Source organism: Vibrio sp. PSi01 (genome assembly GCF_054960695.1).
The window spans coordinates 59,699-78,433 of sequence record NZ_JBHNYN010000015.1 but is presented as its reverse complement, the minus strand read 5'-3'; the positions used below and the strand labels follow the sequence as shown (position 1 = coordinate 78,433).

At 46.4% G+C, this 18,735-nt stretch carries 18 protein-coding genes; 11 read left to right on the top strand and 7 right to left on the bottom strand.

Features of this window, described 5'->3' with window-relative positions; genetic code table 11:
• Nucleotides 1-95: 95 nt before the first annotated feature.
• The 7 genes from ACFI6G_RS17565 to ACFI6G_RS17535 are packed head-to-tail and all read left to right on the top strand — an operon-like array spanning nucleotide 96 to nucleotide 5,355.
• The gene (locus tag ACFI6G_RS17565) at nucleotides 96-689 is read left to right on the top strand and encodes a prepilin-type N-terminal cleavage/methylation domain-containing protein (RefSeq protein ID WP_462710379.1); all 594 of its coding nucleotides are present in this window, start codon (nucleotides 96-98) and stop codon (nucleotides 687-689) included.
• Nucleotides 676-1,071, top strand: a complete 396-nt coding sequence (gene gspI / locus ACFI6G_RS17560) for a type II secretion system minor pseudopilin GspI (protein ID WP_010433567.1) — start codon at nucleotides 676-678, stop codon at nucleotides 1,069-1,071. The genes ACFI6G_RS17565 and gspI overlap by 14 nt, the downstream gene beginning before the upstream one ends.
• On the top strand, nucleotides 1,058-1,810 hold the full coding sequence (gspJ, locus tag ACFI6G_RS17555; RefSeq protein WP_010433570.1) for a type II secretion system minor pseudopilin GspJ: 753 nt from the start codon (nucleotides 1,058-1,060) through the stop codon (nucleotides 1,808-1,810). The genes gspI and gspJ overlap by 14 nt, the downstream gene beginning before the upstream one ends.
• Nucleotides 1,803-2,852, top strand: a complete 1,050-nt coding sequence (gene gspK / locus ACFI6G_RS17550; protein WP_010433573.1) for a type II secretion system minor pseudopilin GspK — start codon at nucleotides 1,803-1,805, stop codon at nucleotides 2,850-2,852. Before gspJ ends, gspK begins: the two co-directional genes overlap by 8 nt.
• Complete coding sequence (gspL, locus tag ACFI6G_RS17545; protein ID WP_016798446.1) at nucleotides 2,821-4,065, top strand: type II secretion system protein GspL; 1,245 nt, start codon at nucleotides 2,821-2,823, stop codon at nucleotides 4,063-4,065. The genes gspK and gspL overlap by 32 nt, the downstream gene beginning before the upstream one ends.
• A 20-nt stretch (nucleotides 4,066-4,085) precedes the next feature.
• Nucleotides 4,086-4,574: a type II secretion system protein M gene (locus ACFI6G_RS17540; protein WP_016768269.1), complete on the top strand. Its 489-nt coding sequence runs from the start codon at nucleotides 4,086-4,088 to the stop codon at nucleotides 4,572-4,574.
• Between the two features lies 1 nt (nucleotide 4,575).
• Entirely contained in the window at nucleotides 4,576-5,355 is a 780-nt protein-coding gene (locus tag ACFI6G_RS17535; RefSeq protein WP_010433596.1) for a type II secretion system protein N, read from the top strand.
• Between the two features lie 124 nt (nucleotides 5,356-5,479).
• Here the strand turns inward: ACFI6G_RS17535 and cysQ are convergent, their stop codons facing one another.
• From cysQ to ACFI6G_RS17515, 4 genes are all read right to left on the bottom strand, one after another.
• Complete coding sequence (gene cysQ / locus ACFI6G_RS17530) at nucleotides 5,480-6,307, bottom strand: 3'(2'),5'-bisphosphate nucleotidase CysQ (protein ID WP_010433599.1); 828 nt, start codon at nucleotides 6,305-6,307, stop codon at nucleotides 5,480-5,482.
• A gap of 36 nt (nucleotides 6,308-6,343) precedes the next feature.
• On the bottom strand, nucleotides 6,344-6,895 hold the full coding sequence (gene nudE / locus ACFI6G_RS17525; RefSeq protein ID WP_010433602.1) for an ADP compounds hydrolase NudE: 552 nt from the start codon (nucleotides 6,893-6,895) through the stop codon (nucleotides 6,344-6,346).
• Between the two features lie 282 nt (nucleotides 6,896-7,177).
• Nucleotides 7,178-7,762 (bottom strand): Fe-S biogenesis protein NfuA, encoded by a 585-nt coding sequence (gene nfuA / locus ACFI6G_RS17520; RefSeq protein ID WP_010433605.1) that lies wholly within the window; start codon nucleotides 7,760-7,762, stop codon nucleotides 7,178-7,180.
• Between the two features lie 110 nt (nucleotides 7,763-7,872).
• Nucleotides 7,873-8,586 (bottom strand): ComF family protein, encoded by a 714-nt coding sequence (locus ACFI6G_RS17515; protein ID WP_016801014.1) that lies wholly within the window; start codon nucleotides 8,584-8,586, stop codon nucleotides 7,873-7,875.
• 93 nt (nucleotides 8,587-8,679) lie between these two features.
• On the opposite strand from ACFI6G_RS17515, the gene bioH reads away from it, so the two are divergent.
• Together bioH and ACFI6G_RS17505 are read left to right on the top strand one after the other, a co-directional pair.
• A complete protein-coding gene (gene bioH, locus ACFI6G_RS17510) occupies nucleotides 8,680-9,456 on the top strand; it encodes a pimeloyl-ACP methyl ester esterase BioH (RefSeq protein ID WP_016784078.1) in 777 nt (258 codons plus the stop codon).
• A gap of 355 nt (nucleotides 9,457-9,811) precedes the next feature.
• On the top strand, nucleotides 9,812-10,285 hold the full coding sequence (locus tag ACFI6G_RS17505; protein WP_010433611.1) for a hypothetical protein: 474 nt from the start codon (nucleotides 9,812-9,814) through the stop codon (nucleotides 10,283-10,285).
• A 124-nt stretch (nucleotides 10,286-10,409) separates the two neighbouring features.
• Here the strand turns inward: ACFI6G_RS17505 and ACFI6G_RS17500 are convergent, their stop codons facing one another.
• A complete protein-coding gene (locus ACFI6G_RS17500; RefSeq protein ID WP_010433612.1) occupies nucleotides 10,410-12,740 on the bottom strand; it encodes a Tex family protein in 2,331 nt (776 codons plus the stop codon).
• A gap of 672 nt (nucleotides 12,741-13,412) precedes the next feature.
• Nucleotides 13,413-13,895: a transcription elongation factor GreB gene (gene greB, locus ACFI6G_RS17495; protein WP_010433615.1), complete on the bottom strand. Its 483-nt coding sequence runs from the start codon at nucleotides 13,893-13,895 to the stop codon at nucleotides 13,413-13,415.
• A gap of 170 nt (nucleotides 13,896-14,065) precedes the next feature.
• Between greB and ompR the strand changes: the two genes are divergently transcribed.
• Nucleotides 14,066-14,785, top strand: a complete 720-nt coding sequence (gene ompR, locus ACFI6G_RS17490) for an osmolarity response regulator transcription factor OmpR (protein WP_010433618.1) — start codon at nucleotides 14,066-14,068, stop codon at nucleotides 14,783-14,785.
• A 169-nt stretch (nucleotides 14,786-14,954) separates the two neighbouring features.
• Nucleotides 14,955-16,256: a two-component system sensor histidine kinase EnvZ gene (gene envZ, locus ACFI6G_RS17485; protein ID WP_010433621.1), complete on the top strand. Its 1,302-nt coding sequence runs from the start codon at nucleotides 14,955-14,957 to the stop codon at nucleotides 16,254-16,256.
• A gap of 251 nt (nucleotides 16,257-16,507) precedes the next feature.
• Here the strand turns inward: envZ and recG are convergent, their stop codons facing one another.
• Nucleotides 16,508-18,586, bottom strand: a complete 2,079-nt coding sequence (gene recG / locus ACFI6G_RS17480) for an ATP-dependent DNA helicase RecG (protein WP_102306034.1) — start codon at nucleotides 18,584-18,586, stop codon at nucleotides 16,508-16,510.
• Between the last annotated feature and the right edge of the window lie 149 nt (nucleotides 18,587-18,735).

Below are 18,735 nucleotides of genomic sequence, written 5' to 3'. Positions count from 1 at the left end.
CTTCGGCTTGTTGTTTGATTCGTTCCTGTTGGTTGATAAGTTATTGAGCTTGAAACGTTATTGATGGTTGGACGTAAACAGATGGAGTCTACAAGGTGAAAACTAAGCAAACACAGCCAGGTTTCACCTTGATTGAGATTCTTTTGGTGTTGGTATTACTGTCAGTAACGGCGGTCGCAGTGATCGCGACCATACCTACCAATAGTAAAGACGTCGCCAAAAAGTATGCCCACAGCTTTTATCAACGAATTCAGTTGCTTAATGAAGAGACTATTTTGAGTGGCTTAGATTTTGGTGTTCGTGTTGATGAAAAGAAATCGACTTACGTTCTGATGACTTTGAAGTCTGATGGCTGGCAAGAAACTGAGTTCGAAAAAATTCCCTCTTTAACTGAATTACCAGAAGATCTCGCATTGTCACTGACCTTAGGTGGTGGCGCATGGGAAGACGATGATCGGTTATTCAATCCAGGAAGCCTGTTTGATGAAGATATGTTTGCTGATCTTGAAGAGGAAAAAAAGCCTAAGCCACCACAGATCTACATCTTATCGAGTGCTGAAATGACACCATTTGTGCTGTCGTTTTATCCAAATACAGGTGACACCATACAAGATGGTTGGCGCATTCGAGTGTTGGATAATGGCGTTATTCGATTGCTTGAGCCAGGAGAAGAAGATGAAGAGGAATAACGGCTCTCCTTATCGTTCTCGTGGTATGACTCTTGGTTCTCGAGGAATGACCCTGCTTGAAGTATTAGTTGCGCTCGCTATTTTCGCAACGGCAGCGATCAGTGTTATTCGTGCCGTCACTCAGCACATTAATACCCTTAGCTATCTAGAAGAAAAAACCTTCGCAGCTATGGTAGTAGACAATCAAATGGCTCTCGTCATGCTGCATCCTGACAAGCTTAAAAAAGCGCAGGGCACGCAAGAGTTAGCAGGAAGAGAGTGGTTCTGGAAAGTGACGCCAATTGATACTAGCGGTGATTTGTTAAAGGCGTTTGATGTCAGCGCGGCAACCAGTAAGAAGGCCTCTCCAGTGGTTACGGTGCGCAGCTATGTTGTCAAATAAGAGCATGTCGTCAAATAAAAGCATGTCGTTAAGTAGGGTCAAGCCATCAGCTAAGGTTTCATCTAAGTGTCTGTCACGCAAACAAAGACTATCCTCGAAAGGGAGAGGCTTTACCTTAATCGAAGTTTTGGTCTCGATCGCTATCTTTGCCACGTTAAGCATGGCGGCTTATCAAGTGGTAAACCAAGTTCAACGAAGTAATGAAATCTCAATTGAACGCAGTGCGCGCTTGAATCAATTACAGCGTAGCTTGGTCATTTTAGATAATGATTTTCGTCAGATGGCAGCGAGACAATTTCGCACCGATGGTGAAGAAGCATCATCTAAGCTGATCTTATTGAAAGAGTATTTACTGGATTCCGACAGTGTTGGCATCATGTTTACTCGTTTGGGTTGGCATAACCCGCAGCAGCAGTTCCCTCGAGGTGAGGTGACTAAAGTGGGTTACCGCATCAAAGAAGAAACGCTTGAGCGAGTATGGTGGCGCTACCCAGATACACCAGCAGGCCAGCAAGGCGTGATGACTCCCTTACTTGATGATGTCGAAAGCTTGGAGTTCGAGTTTTATGACGGCAGTCGTTGGGGGAAAGAGTGGCAAACTGATAAGTCTCTGCCTAAAGCGGTAAGACTCAAGCTAACATTGAAAGATTATGGTGAGATAGAACGTGTTTATCTTACGCCTAGTGGTACGTTAGACCAAGCTGATGACTCTTCAAGTAGTGAGGACAGCAATGGCTAATCGAATCAATCGTCCTGCTAAGAGACGTTCGGTCATAGGGCGCAAACAACGCGGTGTAGCATTGATCGTTATTTTGATGCTATTGGCAATCATGGCAACCATTGCAGGCAGTATGTCTGAGCGTCTGTTTACTCAATTCAAACGCGTTGGTAATCAGTTAAATTACCAACAAGCTTACTGGTATAGCATTGGTGTAGAAGCGCTTGTACAAGACGGTATTAGGCAAAGCTATAAAGACAGTGATACTGTGAATCTAAGCCAACCATGGGCGTTAGAGGAGCAGGTCTATCCATTAGATTATGGGCAAGTCAAAGGCCGTATCGTGGATGCGCAAGCTTGCTTTAATCTTAATGCGCTAGCGGGTGTTACGACAACTTCAAGTAACCAAACACCTTATTTAGTGACAGTTTGGCAAACCTTATTGGAAAACCAAGATATTGACCCTTATCAGGCTGAGGTTATCGCGAATTCAAGCTGGGAGTTTGTTGATGCTGATACCCGAACCACTTCTTCGTCTGGCGTAGAAGACAGCACCTATGAAGCGATGAAGCCATCGTATTTGGCGGCCAATGGTTTAATGGCCGATGAATCGGAGCTACGAGCGGTGTATCAGGTTACCGGTGATGTGATGAATAAAGTTCGCCCTTTGGTTTGCGCTTTACCAACCGACGACTTCCGATTGAATGTGAATACACTCACGGAAAATCAGGCGCCTTTATTGGAAGCGATGTTCGCGCCGGGCTTAAGTGAATCGGATGCTAAACAGCTGATAGATAAACGCCCATTTGATGGTTGGGATACGGTAGATGCATTTATGGCGGAGTCTGCCATTGTCGGTGTGAGTGCCGAAGTTAGCAAGAAAGCGAAAGCATATTTAACTGTAGATAGCGCCTATTTTGAGCTAGATGCAGAGGTATTAGTTGAGCAGTCACGTGTACGTATACGGTCGCTTTTCTATAGTAGTAATCGAGAAACAGTGACGGTAGTACGCCGTCGTTTTGGAGGAATCAGTGAGCGAGTTTCTGACCGTTCGACTGAGTAGCGAACCACAAAGCCCTGTGCAGTGGTTAGTTTGGTCGACAAGCCAACAAGAAGTGATAGCAAGTGGTGAATTGTCGAGCTGGGAACAGCTTGGTGAATTAACACCTTACGCTGAAAAGCGCAGTTGTATTGCTTTATTGCCGGGAAATGAGTGCTTAATTAAGCGTGTTGAGATCCCGAAAGGTGCTGCTCGCCAGTTCGACTCTATGCTGCCATTTTTGTTAGAAGACGAAGTGGCACAAGATATCGAAGACTTGCACTTAACCATTTTAGATAAAGATACCACTCATGCCACGGTATGTGGTGTTGAGCATGAATGGTTAAGACAAGCGCTAGGTAAGTTTCGTGAAGCCAATATTATCTTTCGCAAGGTCTTGCCAGATACACTCGCTGTGCCTTTGGAAGAGCACGGCATTAGTGCATTGCAGATAGACCAACATTGGCTGTTACGCCAAGGTAACTCTCAACGCCAAGGTCACTATCAAGCGGTATCGATCAGCGAAGCATGGTTGCCGATGTTTTTGCAAAGTGACTGGGTTGCTGACGATGCAGAACAACCTACGACTATCTTCAGCTATACAGCGATGCCGAGTGACGATGTTCAACAGCAAAGTGGTGTGAATTGGCAAGCTAAGCCTGCTGAGTTGGTGATGTCTCTATTGAGCCAACAAGCGATCGCAAGCAGTGTGAATTTACTGACTGGCACCTTTAAAACTAAATCTTCATTCAGTAAATATTGGCGCGTATGGCAGAAAGTAGCGATTGCTGCTTGCTTGCTGGTGGCCGTGATTGTGACTCAACAAGTGTTAAAGGTTCAGCAATACGAAGCGCAAGCACAAGCTTACCGCATGGAGAGTGAACGTATCTTTAGAGTCGTACTACCAGGCAAGCAACGCATTCCGACCGTGAGTTACCTCAAGCGTCAAATGAACGATGAAGCTAAGAAATACGGTGGCTCGGGTGAGGGCGATTCCTTACTCGGCTGGTTAGCGCTGCTGCCAGAGACCTTAGGCAAAGTGACATCGATCGAAGTTGAAAGTATTCGTTACGACGGTAACCGCTCTGAGGTTCGACTGCAGGCGAAAAGTTCGAATTTTCAGCACTTTGAGACTGCCAGAGAGAAACTCGAACAGAAATTTTCCGTGGAACAAGGCCCACTAAATCGCAATGGTGATGCTGTCTTTGGCAGTTTTACTCTTAAACCCCGTCAATAACCAACGCAAGGAGAGCAGTGATGAGAAATATGATTGAACCACTCCAAGCGTGGTGGACTTCAATAAGTCAGAGGGAACAACGATTAGTCATTGGTTGTTCTATTTTATTGATACTGGGTATTGTTTATTGGGGATTAATACAACCACTTAGCCAACGAGCTGAGCTAGCGCAGAGCCGTATTCAAAGTGAGAAGCAATTGCTGGCTTGGGTTACGAATAAAGCTAATGAAGTGGTTGAATTAAGAGGCAGCGGCGGCATCAGTGCGAGCCAGCCTTTAAACCAGTCGGTACCCGCTTCTATGCGTCGTTTTAACATCGAGCTGATCCGTGTACAACCACGTGGCGAGATGCTGCAAGTGTGGGTAAAGCCGGTGCCATTTAATAAGTTCGTAGACTGGCTGACATACCTGAAAGAAAAGCAGGGTGTTGAGGTTGAATTTATGGATATTGATCGCTCTGATAGCCCTGGGGTTATTGATGTCAACCGACTACAGTTTAAACGAGGTTAATGTGAAACGCGGTATATCGTTAAAATACAGCCTGCTATTCAGCGGCATCTTTATCGTTTTTTTCTCAGTAAGTTTGTTGCTGCACTTACCGGCTTCTTTTGCTCTCAAACATGCACCTGTGGTACGCGGTTTAAGTATCGAAGGTGTTGAAGGTACCGTTTGGCAAGGTAGTGCTAACAATATCGTGTGGCAGCGTGTTAATTACGGCTCAGTACAGTGGGACTTCCAGTTTTCTAAACTCCTACAGGCTAAAGCTGAGCTCGCGGTTCGTTTTGGTCGTAATAGCGATATGAACTTATCAGGCAAAGGACGTGTCGGGTACAGCATGAGCGGCGCGTATGCCGAAAACTTAGTGGCTTCAATGCCTGCTATGAACGTGATGAAATACGCACCAGTGATCCCAGTCCCGGTTGCTATTGGCGGACAAGTTGAACTGACGATTAAGCATGCGGTTCATGCTCAACCTTGGTGCCAATCGGGCGAAGGCACGCTTGCTTGGTCTGGCGCTGCCGTTGATTCTCCTGTGGGTGCGCTAGATCTCGGCCCTGTGATTGCTGACATCAGCTGTGAAGACAGTACAATTGCAGCCAAAGGCGTTCAGAAGAGCACTCAAGTAGACAGTGAGTTCTCAGCGAGTCTAACACCTAACCAGCGCTACACATCTGCAGCGTGGTTTAAACCGGGTGTTGAATTCCCGCCAACGATGCAAAATCAGCTTAAATGGTTGGGTAATCCAGATAACCAAGGCAAGTATCAATTTACCTACCAAGGTCGATTTTAGCTCGGTATCTACTTCTGAGATAGTCGCTGTTGGTGAGTGAATTTGGTTATTAAATCGCGAGATATAAAAAATGGGCACCTCACTGAGGTGCCCATTTTGTTTGAATATCGGTAAGTTACAGACGCTAATCTTTACCCTGAAGTATCTCAGCCCAAGGTAAGTCTGCATCACCAAGAACAATGAAGTTCGGGTTCTCAAGCGTCTCTCTTTCGTTATAAGAAAGTGGCTCTAATTGAGTGCTTAGGATTCGGCCTCCCGCTTCTTCAACAATACATTGCGTTGCTGCGGTATCCCACTCGCCGGTTGGGCCTATTCTTAGGTAACAGTCCACAGCGCCTTCCGCCACTAAACATGCCTTAAGTGCAGCGGAACCTAGTGGAACCAAGTCATAGTTCCAAGCTGAGCTCATACGGCTAGTGATGCGGTTGATGTCTTGACGACGACTGATCGCCATCGCGATCGATTGGTTTGGTAGCTCGTGATGATGCGTTTTGATTTTCACGCTGTCGTTGAGGTCTGGAATTTTCCAAGCGCCTTTACCGCTATAAGCGTAATAGCTCACCCCTGAAACTGGCGCATACACCACGCCCATTACTGGCTTGTTGTGCTCAATTAAGGCGATGATTGTTGCAAAGTCGCCACTTCGAGCGATGAATTCTTGCGTGCCATCGAGTGGGTCAACCAACCAGTAGCGATCCCATTGAGAACGCTGCTCTAGGCTGATGTCGGCGGCTTCTTCAGATAAAACGGGAATATCAGGTGTGAGTTCAGTGAGTTTTTTCGAGATCAGCTTATGTGCGGCGAGATCGGCACTGGTGACAGGTGTGTCATCGCTTTTGGTGAACTCTTCGTAATCTTTTTTCTCATAGATCTCTAAGATGAGTTGCCCTGCAGAGCGAGCAATCTCAATGACAGAGGGAAGGAGATGAGATAAATCTTTTGTTATTGGCATAAATATTCTCTTACTCTTCGAGCGAGCCTGTTTGTTCTAATTGTTGTTTAAGACTCGAAGGGTTAATAGTAGGGCGGTAATACTGCGAGCCTCACAGAAGTCGAGATGTGTTAATAGCTCTTCAGCTTGAGCAAGTGGCCAGCGAACAATATCCAGCGGCTCAGGCTCATCACCTTCTAATTTCTCTGGATAGAGCTCTTCTGCGATGAATAGCGTCATTTTGCTAGAGAAGTAAGAGGGTGCGAGAATCACTTCTTTTAGCGGGGTAAGCTTGTTGGCACCAAAGCCTATCTCTTCTTTTAATTCGCGAACGGCGGCTTCATTAGGCTGCTCTCCTGGGTCAATGAGACCTTTTGGAAAGCCTAATTCATAACGCTCAGTACCCGCGGCGTATTCACGCACTAATAGAATATCGCCTTGCTCAGTAATCGGAACCATCATTACTGCATTGCGACCACTAGGCTTCATGCGTTCGTAAGTGCGCTCTTCACCGTTTGAAAAGCGTAAATCGAGAGACTCGATAGAGAATAGTTTTGATTGAGCGACAGTTTGCTGAGCCAAAATCTCTGGCTTGGTCCTTTTTGTCATTGCGCTCGCTCCTTAACTCATTGAGGTTCTTTCTTGTAAAGTCATTCTAATATAGGGGAAATGACGTTGAGTTCCTAGATCCGAGTTTTCATATCCTAGATTTATTAGATCAGGAACCGATTGCGATCACTTGAATACCTTACTGCAAATGGTAACGCCGCCGTCATTATTGTGATTGCACGGGATATATACGGATAGAGGGTGTTTTTGCCGTTTTTAAAACAAAAAAGGTTGATGCTTGCGCATCAACCTTTTAATCATTGAATCATACTAATTGAGTGATTAGTAGTAAGAGTGCTCACCGCGATCGTGCTCAGTGGCATCGCGAACTGCAGTCAGTTCACCTTCGAATTGTTGAAGAAGTTCTTTCTCGATGCCTTCTTTTAGCGTTACATCAACCATAGAACAACCGTTACAGCCACCGCCGAATGCAACGATAGCAGCGCCATCTTCAGTGATTTCTACCAAGCTTACGTGACCACCGTGGCCTGCAAGTTGCGGGTTAACTTGTGTTTGAATTGCGTATTCAACGCGTTCTACAAGTGGTGCATCATCAGAAACTTTACGCATCTTAGCGTTTGGTGCTTTCAGTGTGAGCTGAGATCCCATTTTATCGGTCACGAAGTCGATTTCAGCTTCGTCTAGAAATGGCAGGCTTAGCTCATCAACGTATGCAGAGAATGCGTCGAAAGAAAGCTTTGTATCCGATGCTTCGATAGCATCTGTTGGGCAGTAAGAAACACCACACTCAGCGTTTTGTGTGCCTGGATTTACCACGAACACACGAATGTTTGTACCTTCAGGCTGCTGTGACAGCAGATTGGCAAAGTGAGTTTGAGCTGTTTCTGTAATAGTAATATTTGACACGACGAATACCTGAGTAGATTTGTAGGTTATTAGCGCCATTCTACTCCTGTCAGATTTGTAATTCAGCCCTTTTTTTGTTGGATTGCTGTACAAGTAGCGATCCACAGCTTTTATCCAGAGGGCTCAGGAGTGCGGCAGATGCAGTAAATATCAATCCTTTTCACGCCCACTTCAAGTAGTAATTGGCATAATTGATACACTGTACTGCCTGTGGTTACAACATCATCAATTATCGCGACGTGAGAGTCATCGTTCGTTGAAAAATTCGTATTGCGCAGCGTGAAAGCGTCTTCCAGGTTGTTCTGCCTTGCTGATTTGGTTAATCCTTGCTGCGAATCTGTTGAGCGAGATCGACGAAATAAAACCGCACTTTTAACATTCAGCTCCTGAGCTGTGTAATGTGCCAATAACTGGCTTTGGTTAAAACCTCGATGAAGGTATCGAGTCCAATGTAAGGGAACACCGGTAATCAAAGGCGCTGGGTGCTGAATATGTGGCGCTAACAATTTTGATAGATCGCGAGCGAACCAGAACTTATCGGCGTATTTCATTTGTTGGATATAACGCGCCGTTGGAAAGGTGTAGTCACCTACACAATAGAGATGATGCCAAGGTGGAGGCTGAGACAAGCATTGACCACACTGCTCGACTGTGAGTAGTGTTTTTAACCCACATCGTTGGCAGCGTGGCTGTTGGCAAAAGAGATCGAGGCAAGACTGACACCATCGAGGATGAGTATCATTGGGGAGTTTGTCTAGCTTGCATAGGTGGCATTGAGGTGTGACCAGGCGTGGTGTGTTTTTTTGTAGCCAATCAGATAACATAGCTCGTGATGCTTTTGGGTTAGGGTGTTCCTTTTGCTCACCATACTGAAAAGCGCGGATTATCGCTGATGGAAAAAGTAGGGAATATTGAGAATGAGTGACGCGTTGTATTGGCATGTTTCAGGGCAAGGTCCTGATTTGGTTCTGGTTCACGGTTGGGGAATGAACGGTGCGGTATGGCAACAAACGGTCACTGCGTTAGAGTCTGATTTCCGAGTTCATGTTGTCGATCTGCCGGGTTATGGACACAGCTCTCACTGCCACGCTCAAGATCTTGAAGAGATAGCTCAGCAACTGTTGGCCGATGCCCCTAAGCAAGCTATTTGGGTCGGTTGGTCACTCGGTGGCTTGGTCGCGACGCATATGGCTCTGTATCATTCAGATTATGTAAGCAAATTGGTGACGGTCGCCAGTTCTCCCAAATTCGCCGCTGCAAAAGAACCTGTTTTGTGGCGAGGTATTCAATCCAATGTATTAACGGCTTTCACTGAACAGTTAGTGGAAGACTTTCAGACCACCATCGAACGCTTTATGGCATTGCAAGCCATGGGCAGCCCTTCAGCAAGGCAAGATGTAAAACAGCTCAAGCAAGCAGTGCTTTCACGTCCGTTGCCGAATCCAGATTCTTTATTGGCGGGCCTAAAGATGCTGTCGGACGTCGACCTGCGTGAACAGCTCCCTGAGATTTCAGTGCCTATGCTGCGTTTATACGGTCGATTAGATGGATTGGTGCCAGTGAAAGTGGCCAAAGATCTGGGAAATGCGCTACCCGATACCGAGCAATACATCTTCACACAGTCGTCCCATGCGCCGTTTATGACAGAAGCCGATGCCTTTTGCAGTGAACTGGTCAGCTTCGCGCAAAAATAATCGCTAAATTTATCGCTGGCTTGGTCGATATATAACCTAATACCAATCACAGTAAGTAAGTGTTCAAAAATAGCGTAGGAAAAAGGCTTGAGAACAAGGCAGCTTTTTTTTGACAAGTAGTTTTGATAAGTAGTTATTCTACAATCAAAAGTTCTAACGCCGTTATCGAGCATTTTAACAAGCTAGGATGAGCAGTTATTCACTACGATTGGTATAACACCAAGGCATTGCATGATACTCAGACCTCACTCTCTCCAGAGTGGATTGCGATAAGTTGGGCTATGCCTGTTGTGCTGACTCACAGTACAACAGCGTTGTAGCAATAACGATGGGCGATTCTTGAGGAGAGTTCGCGATGATTGTGTCACCTGCAACTGCAGTGAGTGTGCCACTGATCGCTCCATCCGTTAATGTGCAAACAGAGCAAGTTGCGCGTGATAATAGAGTTCGAGAACCCGTAGCTCCTGCCGTAGCATTGGCGAAAACCAATGCAGAGCGAAAGGTAAAATCGGACGATAAGCGAAGGCAGCAGTCGGCTTGGGATCCTTCAGACCATCCTGGTTATGAAATGGAGAACGAGTCAGAGGCCAATTCGATTAGCCAAGAAGAGCCACAAGATCCTTTTGAGAGGTTATTCAGCTTATTGGCACTGAGAACATACAGTGCTGATCAAGGAAAGGGCTATACCATGCGTTTTCGCCTGCCAAAGCATGTTTTAGATGCGGCGATTCAAGAGGGACAGATGGAGAAACGACGTAAGGTCATAAAATATCATTATGGTCATGCTGTTGCGCCTCATGCTCCATCAGAGATGCTGGTCGTGTTGTAAGTCGAAAACTTATGACCCTGCCAAACTTCGATGTCTTTTTTGAACACATAATAAAAACCTGCATACCCTAAGGGATGCAGGTTTTTTGTTTTAGGCGAATCAGCTTTTCAGATGAGCTAACGGATTACTTTTTCGCTTTTGCAAAAGCAGCAGCGAACGCACCACCCATCGCAGCGTTTTGTTGCGGCTCTTCGCGACGGCGTTGTCCGCCTTGTGAATTTTGGTTCGGGCGGTTTTGCGTGCGAGGCGCGCTTGAGCGCTGTGCACGGTTGTCTTGTCCAGGCTCATCTTTCATGCGCATGCTTAGCGCAATACGTTTACGTTGAACATCAACTTCCATTACCTTCACTTTCACGATGTCACCGGCTTTTACCACTTCACGCGGATCAGAAACAAAACGATCGGTCAGTGCTGAAATGTGCACCAAGCCGTCTTGGTGTACGCCAATATCCACGAACGCACCAAAGTTTGCCACGTTTGAAACCACACCTTCTAAGATCATGCCAGGTTCTAAGTCAGACATGCTATTCACGCCATCAGCGAAGGTCGCAGTCTTGAACTCAGGACGAGGATCTCGACCCGGTTTATCCAGCTCTTTAATAATGTCGGTTACTGTGGGTACACCAAAGCTTTCGTTGGTGTAATCAATCGCATGTAAACCTCGTAAGAAATCTGTATTGCCGACCAGAGATTTGATGTCTTTGTGGTTTTTCTCGGCGATGGCTTTCACCAATGGGTAAGCTTCTGGGTGAACCGAAGATGCGTCTAGTGGATTCTTACCATCCATAATACGTAGGAAGCCAGCACACTGTTCAAAGGCTTTTGGCCCTAAACGAGCAACTTTCTTCAGCGTAGTACGCGCTTCAAAGCGACCATTTTCATCGCGGTAATCTACGATGTTCTGAGCGATGGTGTTAGAAAGACCAGCAACACGAGTTAGAAGCGCAGCAGAAGCGGTATTCACATCAACACCAACCGCGTTTACACAGTCTTCGACAATCGCATCTAGGCGCTTAGCGAGCATAGTTTGGCTAACATCATGTTGGTATTGGCCCACACCGATCGATTTAGGGTCAATCTTCACCAGCTCTGCCAGTGGATCTTGCAGACGACGCGCAATAGATACCGCACCACGAATCGATACATCCATGTTCGGGAATTCTTTTGCCGCTAGCTCAGAAGCAGAGTAAACCGATGCGCCGGCTTCGCTGACAATGATTTTTTGTGCTGTTAGGTTGCTACGCTTAATTACATCAGCAACAAAGCTGTCGGTTTCGCGTGAAGCCGTACCGTTACCAATCGCAATTAAATCAACATTGTATTTACGAACCATTTGCTCAACAACGTGCGCAGATTTGTCGTATTGTTTTTGAGGCGGGTGAGGGTAAATGGTTTCTGTCGCCAGAACTTTACCGGTTGAATCTACCACCGCGATTTTCGAACCGGTACGTAAACCCGGATCCAAGCCCAAGGTTGCACGAGGTCCAGCCGGCGCTGCCATCAGCAGGTCTTTAAGGTTAGTTGCGAATACTTCAATCGCTTCGATCTCTGCACGCTCTTTCATCGCACCCATCAATTCGGTTTCCATGTGCATAGAAACCTTGATGCGCCATGCCCAGCTAATCACTTGCTTACGCCATGCATCTGCAGGTGCGCTGCTTAGAGTAATGCCATAGTGATCAGAGATGATGTTCTCGCAGTAAGAACCACGTACACCTTCTTCTTGCTCTGGGTCTGCATTCATTGCCAGCGTTAGGAAGCCTTCATTTCGACCTCGCAACATAGCAAGCGCACGGTGAGAAGGCACTTTGTTGAGTGTTTCGTTGTGTTCAAAATAGTCTTTGAATTTCTCGCCTTCATGTTCTTTCCCCGTAACGACACGAGCCACTAGCTCAGCATTGCGGTTTAGGTGTTGGCGAATTTTCTCAAGCAGGTTTGCATCTTCAGCAATGCGTTCCATGATGATCGCACGTGCACCATCGAGTGCGGCTTTAGTATCGGCGATGCCTTTATCGCTGCTGATGAAGTTAGCGGCTTCAGTTTCAGGATCGTGCTGTGGTTCATTCCATAGCGTATCGGCTAGGGGTTCTAGGCCCGCTTCAATCGCGATCTGACCTTTGGTACGACGCTTTGGTTTGTATGGCAGGTATAGATCTTCTAGGCGCGTCTTACTGTCGGCTTGAGTGATATCCCGCTCTAACTCTGGCGTGAGCTTACCTTGATCTTGAATCGACTTAAGAATCGTTTGGCGACGATCGTCGAGCTCGCGAAGGTATGAAAGGCGGCTATCAAGGTTACGTAGTTGGGTATCGTCTAAGCCACCCGTGACTTCTTTACGGTAGCGGGCAATAAAGGGAACGGTGTTACCGTCGTCAATTAGGTTTACTGCGGCGGTGACTTGCTCTGAACGAACATTCAGTTCTTCAGCAATCAGTCGACAGATAGCTTGGCTCATCCGATGAATCTCTTATTTAATATCATGACAAATACATGGGGGTTAGCGTACGCTTTTTCTAGCTTTGGCTGTGTAATTATCCTGTCAGAAGCCAAATTTCCGTTTGTGATACCCGCTTTGTGCGAGATCTCTTACACGTGGTGTGCGACTAAGTCACTTTAAACCGATGAAATCGTCTTAAAATAAATCTAAGTTACTGATTTTATTTGTTTGTGTGTTTGTGGGCGTATTTCTCACCTGAAATGTTTTTTGGGACAGTCTAGGAAACTCGCTCAATTACCGTAATATTTAACTTGTCGACAGGGAGTTGGCAGGAACAGGAAAAAGCCTAATGGACTAGGTATCTTCAGGATGAAGATTTGATTACTTAGGATGAGTGGTCAGCAAGGAAGTGATAATCTCTGGATGAGATTCGCCAGTCAGGATGACAGGCTAGAATGGACACCGCTAGGATGGCGATGAACAAAAAGGAAATTGGTTAAAGGATTTAGCCACTATCAAGGAAAGATGCAGGGAGCACCTTATCTCGAAGAGATAAACAGTAGCCGGATTGCTGCGATAGAGACTTAACCCCGCTAGGCGAAAGCCTTGCGGGGTTTTCTTTTATCTGGAATTTGGTTTTTGCCAGTTTCGGGCTGTTATGGCCAGTTAACTGCGCTTGTCTAGTCAGTTCTAAGCGTTATCTGTGTAGTGAATTGAATTGATAAACCATTCTTTTATGCCTTCCGGGGTCTTCACCTCGAACTCATCGTCGACTTCCTTTTTAAGCAGAGCTCTAGCCATAGGTGAGTCGATAGAGATATAGCCTTTAGCATCGCCGTAGATCTCTTCAGGGCCGACAATACGAAACTTCTTAATTTCCCCATCATCATTCTCAATTTCCACCCAAGCACCGAAAAATACCTTACCTTCTTGTTGCGGCGAGTAATCAACGATAGTTACATCAGGTAAGAACTTGCGTAGGAAACGCACTCGGCGATCAATTTGACGAAGCAAACGCTTATTGAAGGTGTAATCTGCGTTTTCTGAACGATCTCCAAGGCTTGCAGCCCAAGTGACTATCTTAGTAATTTCAGGACGTTTCTCGTGCCATAAGTGGTCATGTTCTGCTTTGAGCTTGTTATAACCTTCTCGGGTGATAAGTTTGGTTTTCATAAATCTGACTTAATGAAATGATGATCTAAGATAGAATATATAGAAAGGCAACATACGTTAACAATTATTTAGGCGACTTTTTCCTCAATAATGTTACATTTTTAATGTCTTATACAATTTACCAAGAATGCTTAACCTCAGGTTTAAGCTTTAATAGGTGGAACCATTACATGCAAGAAAACTACAAAATTTTAGTGGTCGATGACGATGCTCGTTTACGTGCACTGTTAGAACGCTATCTGTCAGAGCAAGGCTTTCAAGTGCGTAGCGTGGCAAACAGTGAGCAGATGGACCGCCTGTTAACCCGTGAAAATTTTCACTTGATGGTATTGGATTTAATGTTGCCGGGCGAAGATGGTCTTTCGATCTGTCGTCGTCTAAGAAACGCAAACAACTCGCTACCTATCCTTATGCTGACAGCAAAGGGGGATGAAGTGGATCGCATTGTGGGCTTGGAAGTGGGTGCGGATGATTACCTGCCAAAACCATTTAACCCACGTGAACTGCTTGCTCGTATCAAAGCGGTAATGCGTCGCCAAGTGATTGAAGCGCCGGGCGCACCAAGCACAGAAGAATCTGTGGTTGAGTTTGGTGAATTCCGCTTAAATCTAGGTACGCGTGAGATGTTCCGCGGTGAAGATCCGATGCCTCTTACCTCAGGTGAATTTGCGGTTCTTAAGTCACTAGTGACTAACGCGCGTGAGCCAATGTCTCGCGATAAGTTGATGAACATGGCGCGCGGCCGTGAGTATTCAGCGATGGAACGTTCTATCGATGTTCAGATTTCTCGTCTGCGTCGTCTAGTGGAAGAAGATCCAAGTAAACCTCGTTATATCCAAACGGTGTGGGGCTTGGGTTACGTATTCGTTCCAGATGGCAAAGCAGTCTAAGCCGGTTTTGTAAGCTCTATATCAGCTTCATCGGTTCTGTGAATCAGAATTCTATATTTACGGGTCATCTCATTAATATGTGATGGCCCGTTTTGTATTCAGCACAAGGGTTTAGGGTTATAGTCATAGCCATATAAAACATTTTATCACCCCTCACTTTAGGTCTCCTATGCGCATACGTAGTTCCTTTACTCAGTCGATAGTGCTCTTCTTAACCTTGTTGGTTGCTAGCCAAATATTTTCTTATTACGCAGTGTTCAACTACGCATTAATGCCGAGTTTGCAGCAGTTTAATAAGATTTTGGCTCATGAGTTAAACCTTGTGTTGGACCAAGGCACTGACATGGATATCGAAATTGATGCGCCATTACGTCAGCGTGTACTTGAGCAGTTAGGGGTAACTGTTCACGCGAAAAACAGTGAAGCGGCGGGTGAGTATTACCACGCCGTTGCGATTGACTTGATGAGCGAGGAGATGACCAAAGAGCTGGGTTCTGAAACCGAAGTGCGGCTGATCTTGGGGAAAGAGAGTTATGTACTGTGGATGGACATTGCGCAGTTACCCAACTCTTTAATTCGTATTCCGTTATCAGAGCTGCAAGAAGAGGATTTTGCACCACTGTTTCGTAACAGTCTGATCATGGCGCTGTTGATTGTCGCAGGTGGTTGGCTGTTTATCCGATTGCAAAACCGTCCGTTGATTGCGCTGGAGAAAGCCGCGCAAGGTGTCGGGCGAGGTGATATTCCACCACCCCTGCCAGTACAAGGTGCGCAAGAGATTCGTTCAGTAACCCGAGCCTTTAATCAGATGTCGAAAGGTATCCAAGAACTCGAAGAAGACCGCGCTTTGTTGATGGCAGGTATCAGTCATGATTTACGTACTCCGTTAACGCGTATTCGCTTGGCAACAGAGATGATGTCGCCAGAAGACAGTTACTTAGCGGAAGGCATCATCAGTGATACCGAAGAGTGTAACGAGATCATCAGTCAGTTTATGGATTATTTAAAACCCGTTGATCGAGATTCATTTCAAGCGGTGTTTGTTGACGATATTGCTCGTGAGGTTTCTAGCTCTGAAGGTGGATACGAAGTACAGATTGAAACGGATATTCCTGAATCAATGAAGCCCGCGCTTGGTAACCCAATTGCGATGAAGCGTGCGGTGAGTAACTTGGTAGTCAATGCGCTGCGTTATGGTAATGGTTGGGTCAAGGTATCGACCGGCATGACAGCGGATAACAAACTTGCTTGGGTAACGGTGGAAGATAATGGACCAGGTATCCCACAGGACCAGATCGGGAAGTTGTTTGAACCGTTCACGCGTGGCGATACTGCCCGAGGCAGTGAAGGGACCGGTTTAGGCTTGGCTATTGTGAAACGTATTGTCAGCCAACACCAAGGTGCGGTAGTCGTGAATAATCGTAGTGAAGGTGGCTTAAAAGCGCAGATCAGTTTCCCTGTTAAGCCGTAAGTTCAGTTTAATGGTTTGGCGAGTCGGTTGGGTTTCGGCTTAGAGATCCCTGACTCGGTCACTTTTCCCTCTCGGGGATGACGAATTGCTAACCATGGACTTTGATGGTGAAAGTTTACTTTGATCGTCATTCTCTATCGTGAGGAACGAGCGAATAGGGAATCTCGCTCTTGCTTGATGAGAGTAAGGCACAGTAAAAAGGCTTCCTAGAAGGGAAGCCTTTTTGTCTTTTTATGCAGTCTCAGCGTTAGCTAAGCCTTGGAGTAAACATCGCGCTCGCCTAGCCAGCGGTTGATGATCGCCTTGGCGTTATCTGGGTAGCTATCGTGAATATGACGCGCAATACGCTGCACTTCAGGGATCAAACGTTGGTCTCGTACCAAGTCAGCAATCTTAAAGTCTGCCAAGCCCGTCTGCTTAGTGCCAAGCAGCTCACCGGGCCCTCGAATTTCTAAATCTCGCTGTGCAATGACAAAGCCATCGTTACTTTCACGTAGCACACCTAAGCGTTTCTGAGCGGTTTTAGACAGTGGTGAGTGATACAGCAATACACAATGGCTTGCGACCGAACCACGGCCGACACGGCCTCTTAGTTGGTGCAGTTGTGCTAGGCCAAGACGCTCTGGGTTCTCGATGATCATTAAGCTTGAATTAGGCACATCCACACCGACTTCAATCACGGTAGTCGCGACCAACAAATGCAGTTTGTTCTCTTTGAATTCCTGCATTACTGCTTGCTTCTCGGCTGGCTTCATTCGGCCGTGCACGAGACCAATTTTGACGTCAGGCAGTTTGCGTTGCAGCTCTTCAGCAGTATCAGCCGCAGCTTGAGCTTCTAATACTTCGGACTCATCAATCAGCGTACATACCCAATAGGCTTGTTTGCCTTCATTAAGACACGCATTTTTCACACGTTCGACAATGTCATCCCGCTTGGTATCAGGAATCGCCACGGTTTGAATTGGTGTTCGACCCGGTGGCAACTCATCAATAATTGAGGTTTCGAGGTCGGCATAGGCCGTCATCGCTAACGTTCGTGGAATCGGTGTTGCCGTCATGACTAATTGGTGTGGGTAATAACCTTGCTTTGCACCTTTCTCACGCAGCTCTAATCGCTGGTGGACGCCAAATCGGTGCTGCTCATCGATGATCACTAAACCAAGGTTTTTGAACTCGACATGTTCTTGGAACAAAGCATGAGTACCGACCACCATTTGTGCTTCACCACTAGCAATACGAACGAGCTCGGTTTCGCGAGCCTTGCCTTTGAGTTTACCTGCTAGCCACCCAACTTGAATGCCCATCGCCTCAAACCAGTTGGCAAAGTTAATCGCGTGCTGTTCTGCGAGTAGTTCAGTTGGTGCCATCAGTGCCACTTGCTGACCGTGTTCGAGTGCGCGAACAGCCGCGAGTGCAGCCACTAAGGTTTTACCAGAGCCCACATCACCTTGCACTAAACGCATCATAGGGTGCGGCTTTTCAAGGTCAGCTTCGATCTCTTTGGTTACTCGTGCTTGTGCGTTGGTTGGCGAGAATGGCAGCTGAGCTAACAGTTTATCTTTGAGGGTGTTCACCGGAGGAAAAGGCATTGCCTTGTCTTGCTGCCCTTTGCTACGAACAGACAACATCGACAGGTTTTGAGCCAGTAACTCTTCCATAATCAGGCGTAGCTGCGCAGGGTGTTTACCTTCATCAAACAACTCTAGGTTAATGCCTGGAGGTGGCCTGTGAATGGTATGCAGTGCTTGCGCGAGGGTAATTTGGTGATCGTATAAACCTGATGGTAGCAGCTCATTCACCGCGGCTTTGTCGATCAGTTCTAATGCTTGGTCGGTGAGGTTACGCAGCGTGACTTGTCTTAGCCCCTCCGTGGTTGGATACACTGGAGTCAGATTGGCTTCAACATCTGGCTGTTGCCTAGGCGCAAAGAATTTGTAGTCGGGATGGACAATCTCCAGCCCCATGTTACCGCGCTTGATCTCACCGTAGGCATGCACTTGTTTGCCTTCAGCAAAGTTGTTCTTCATACCTGCGGTGAAGTTGAAAAAGCGTAGGGTAATAGTGCCGTTACCATCGCTGATCTTTACCGCCAACATCTTACGTTTACCGAAAATGGTATCGACATGCATGACCTTGCCTTGCACTGCAGCCCATAAGCCCGCGTGCAGTTTTACGATAGGGTAGATACGTGTTCTATCTTCATAGCGCAAAGGGAGGTGAAAAAGCAGATCTTGTACGTTGTTAAGCCCAACCTTTTCCAGTTTCTCTGCGACTTTAGCGCCGACTCCAGATAAAGAGTTGAGAGGGATAGCAGATAAAAGCTGTGACATAACAAGGCTCATAAACGTAAGAGAGATGATCTATTCAAGCATTTTACTGGATTTTTGTACAGGCAGGAATGGGAGGGAGCGCGGTAAATACTAGGATTACGGTTATAAAAATCCCCTTAAGCGATAAAGCATTAAGGGGATTTAAATTC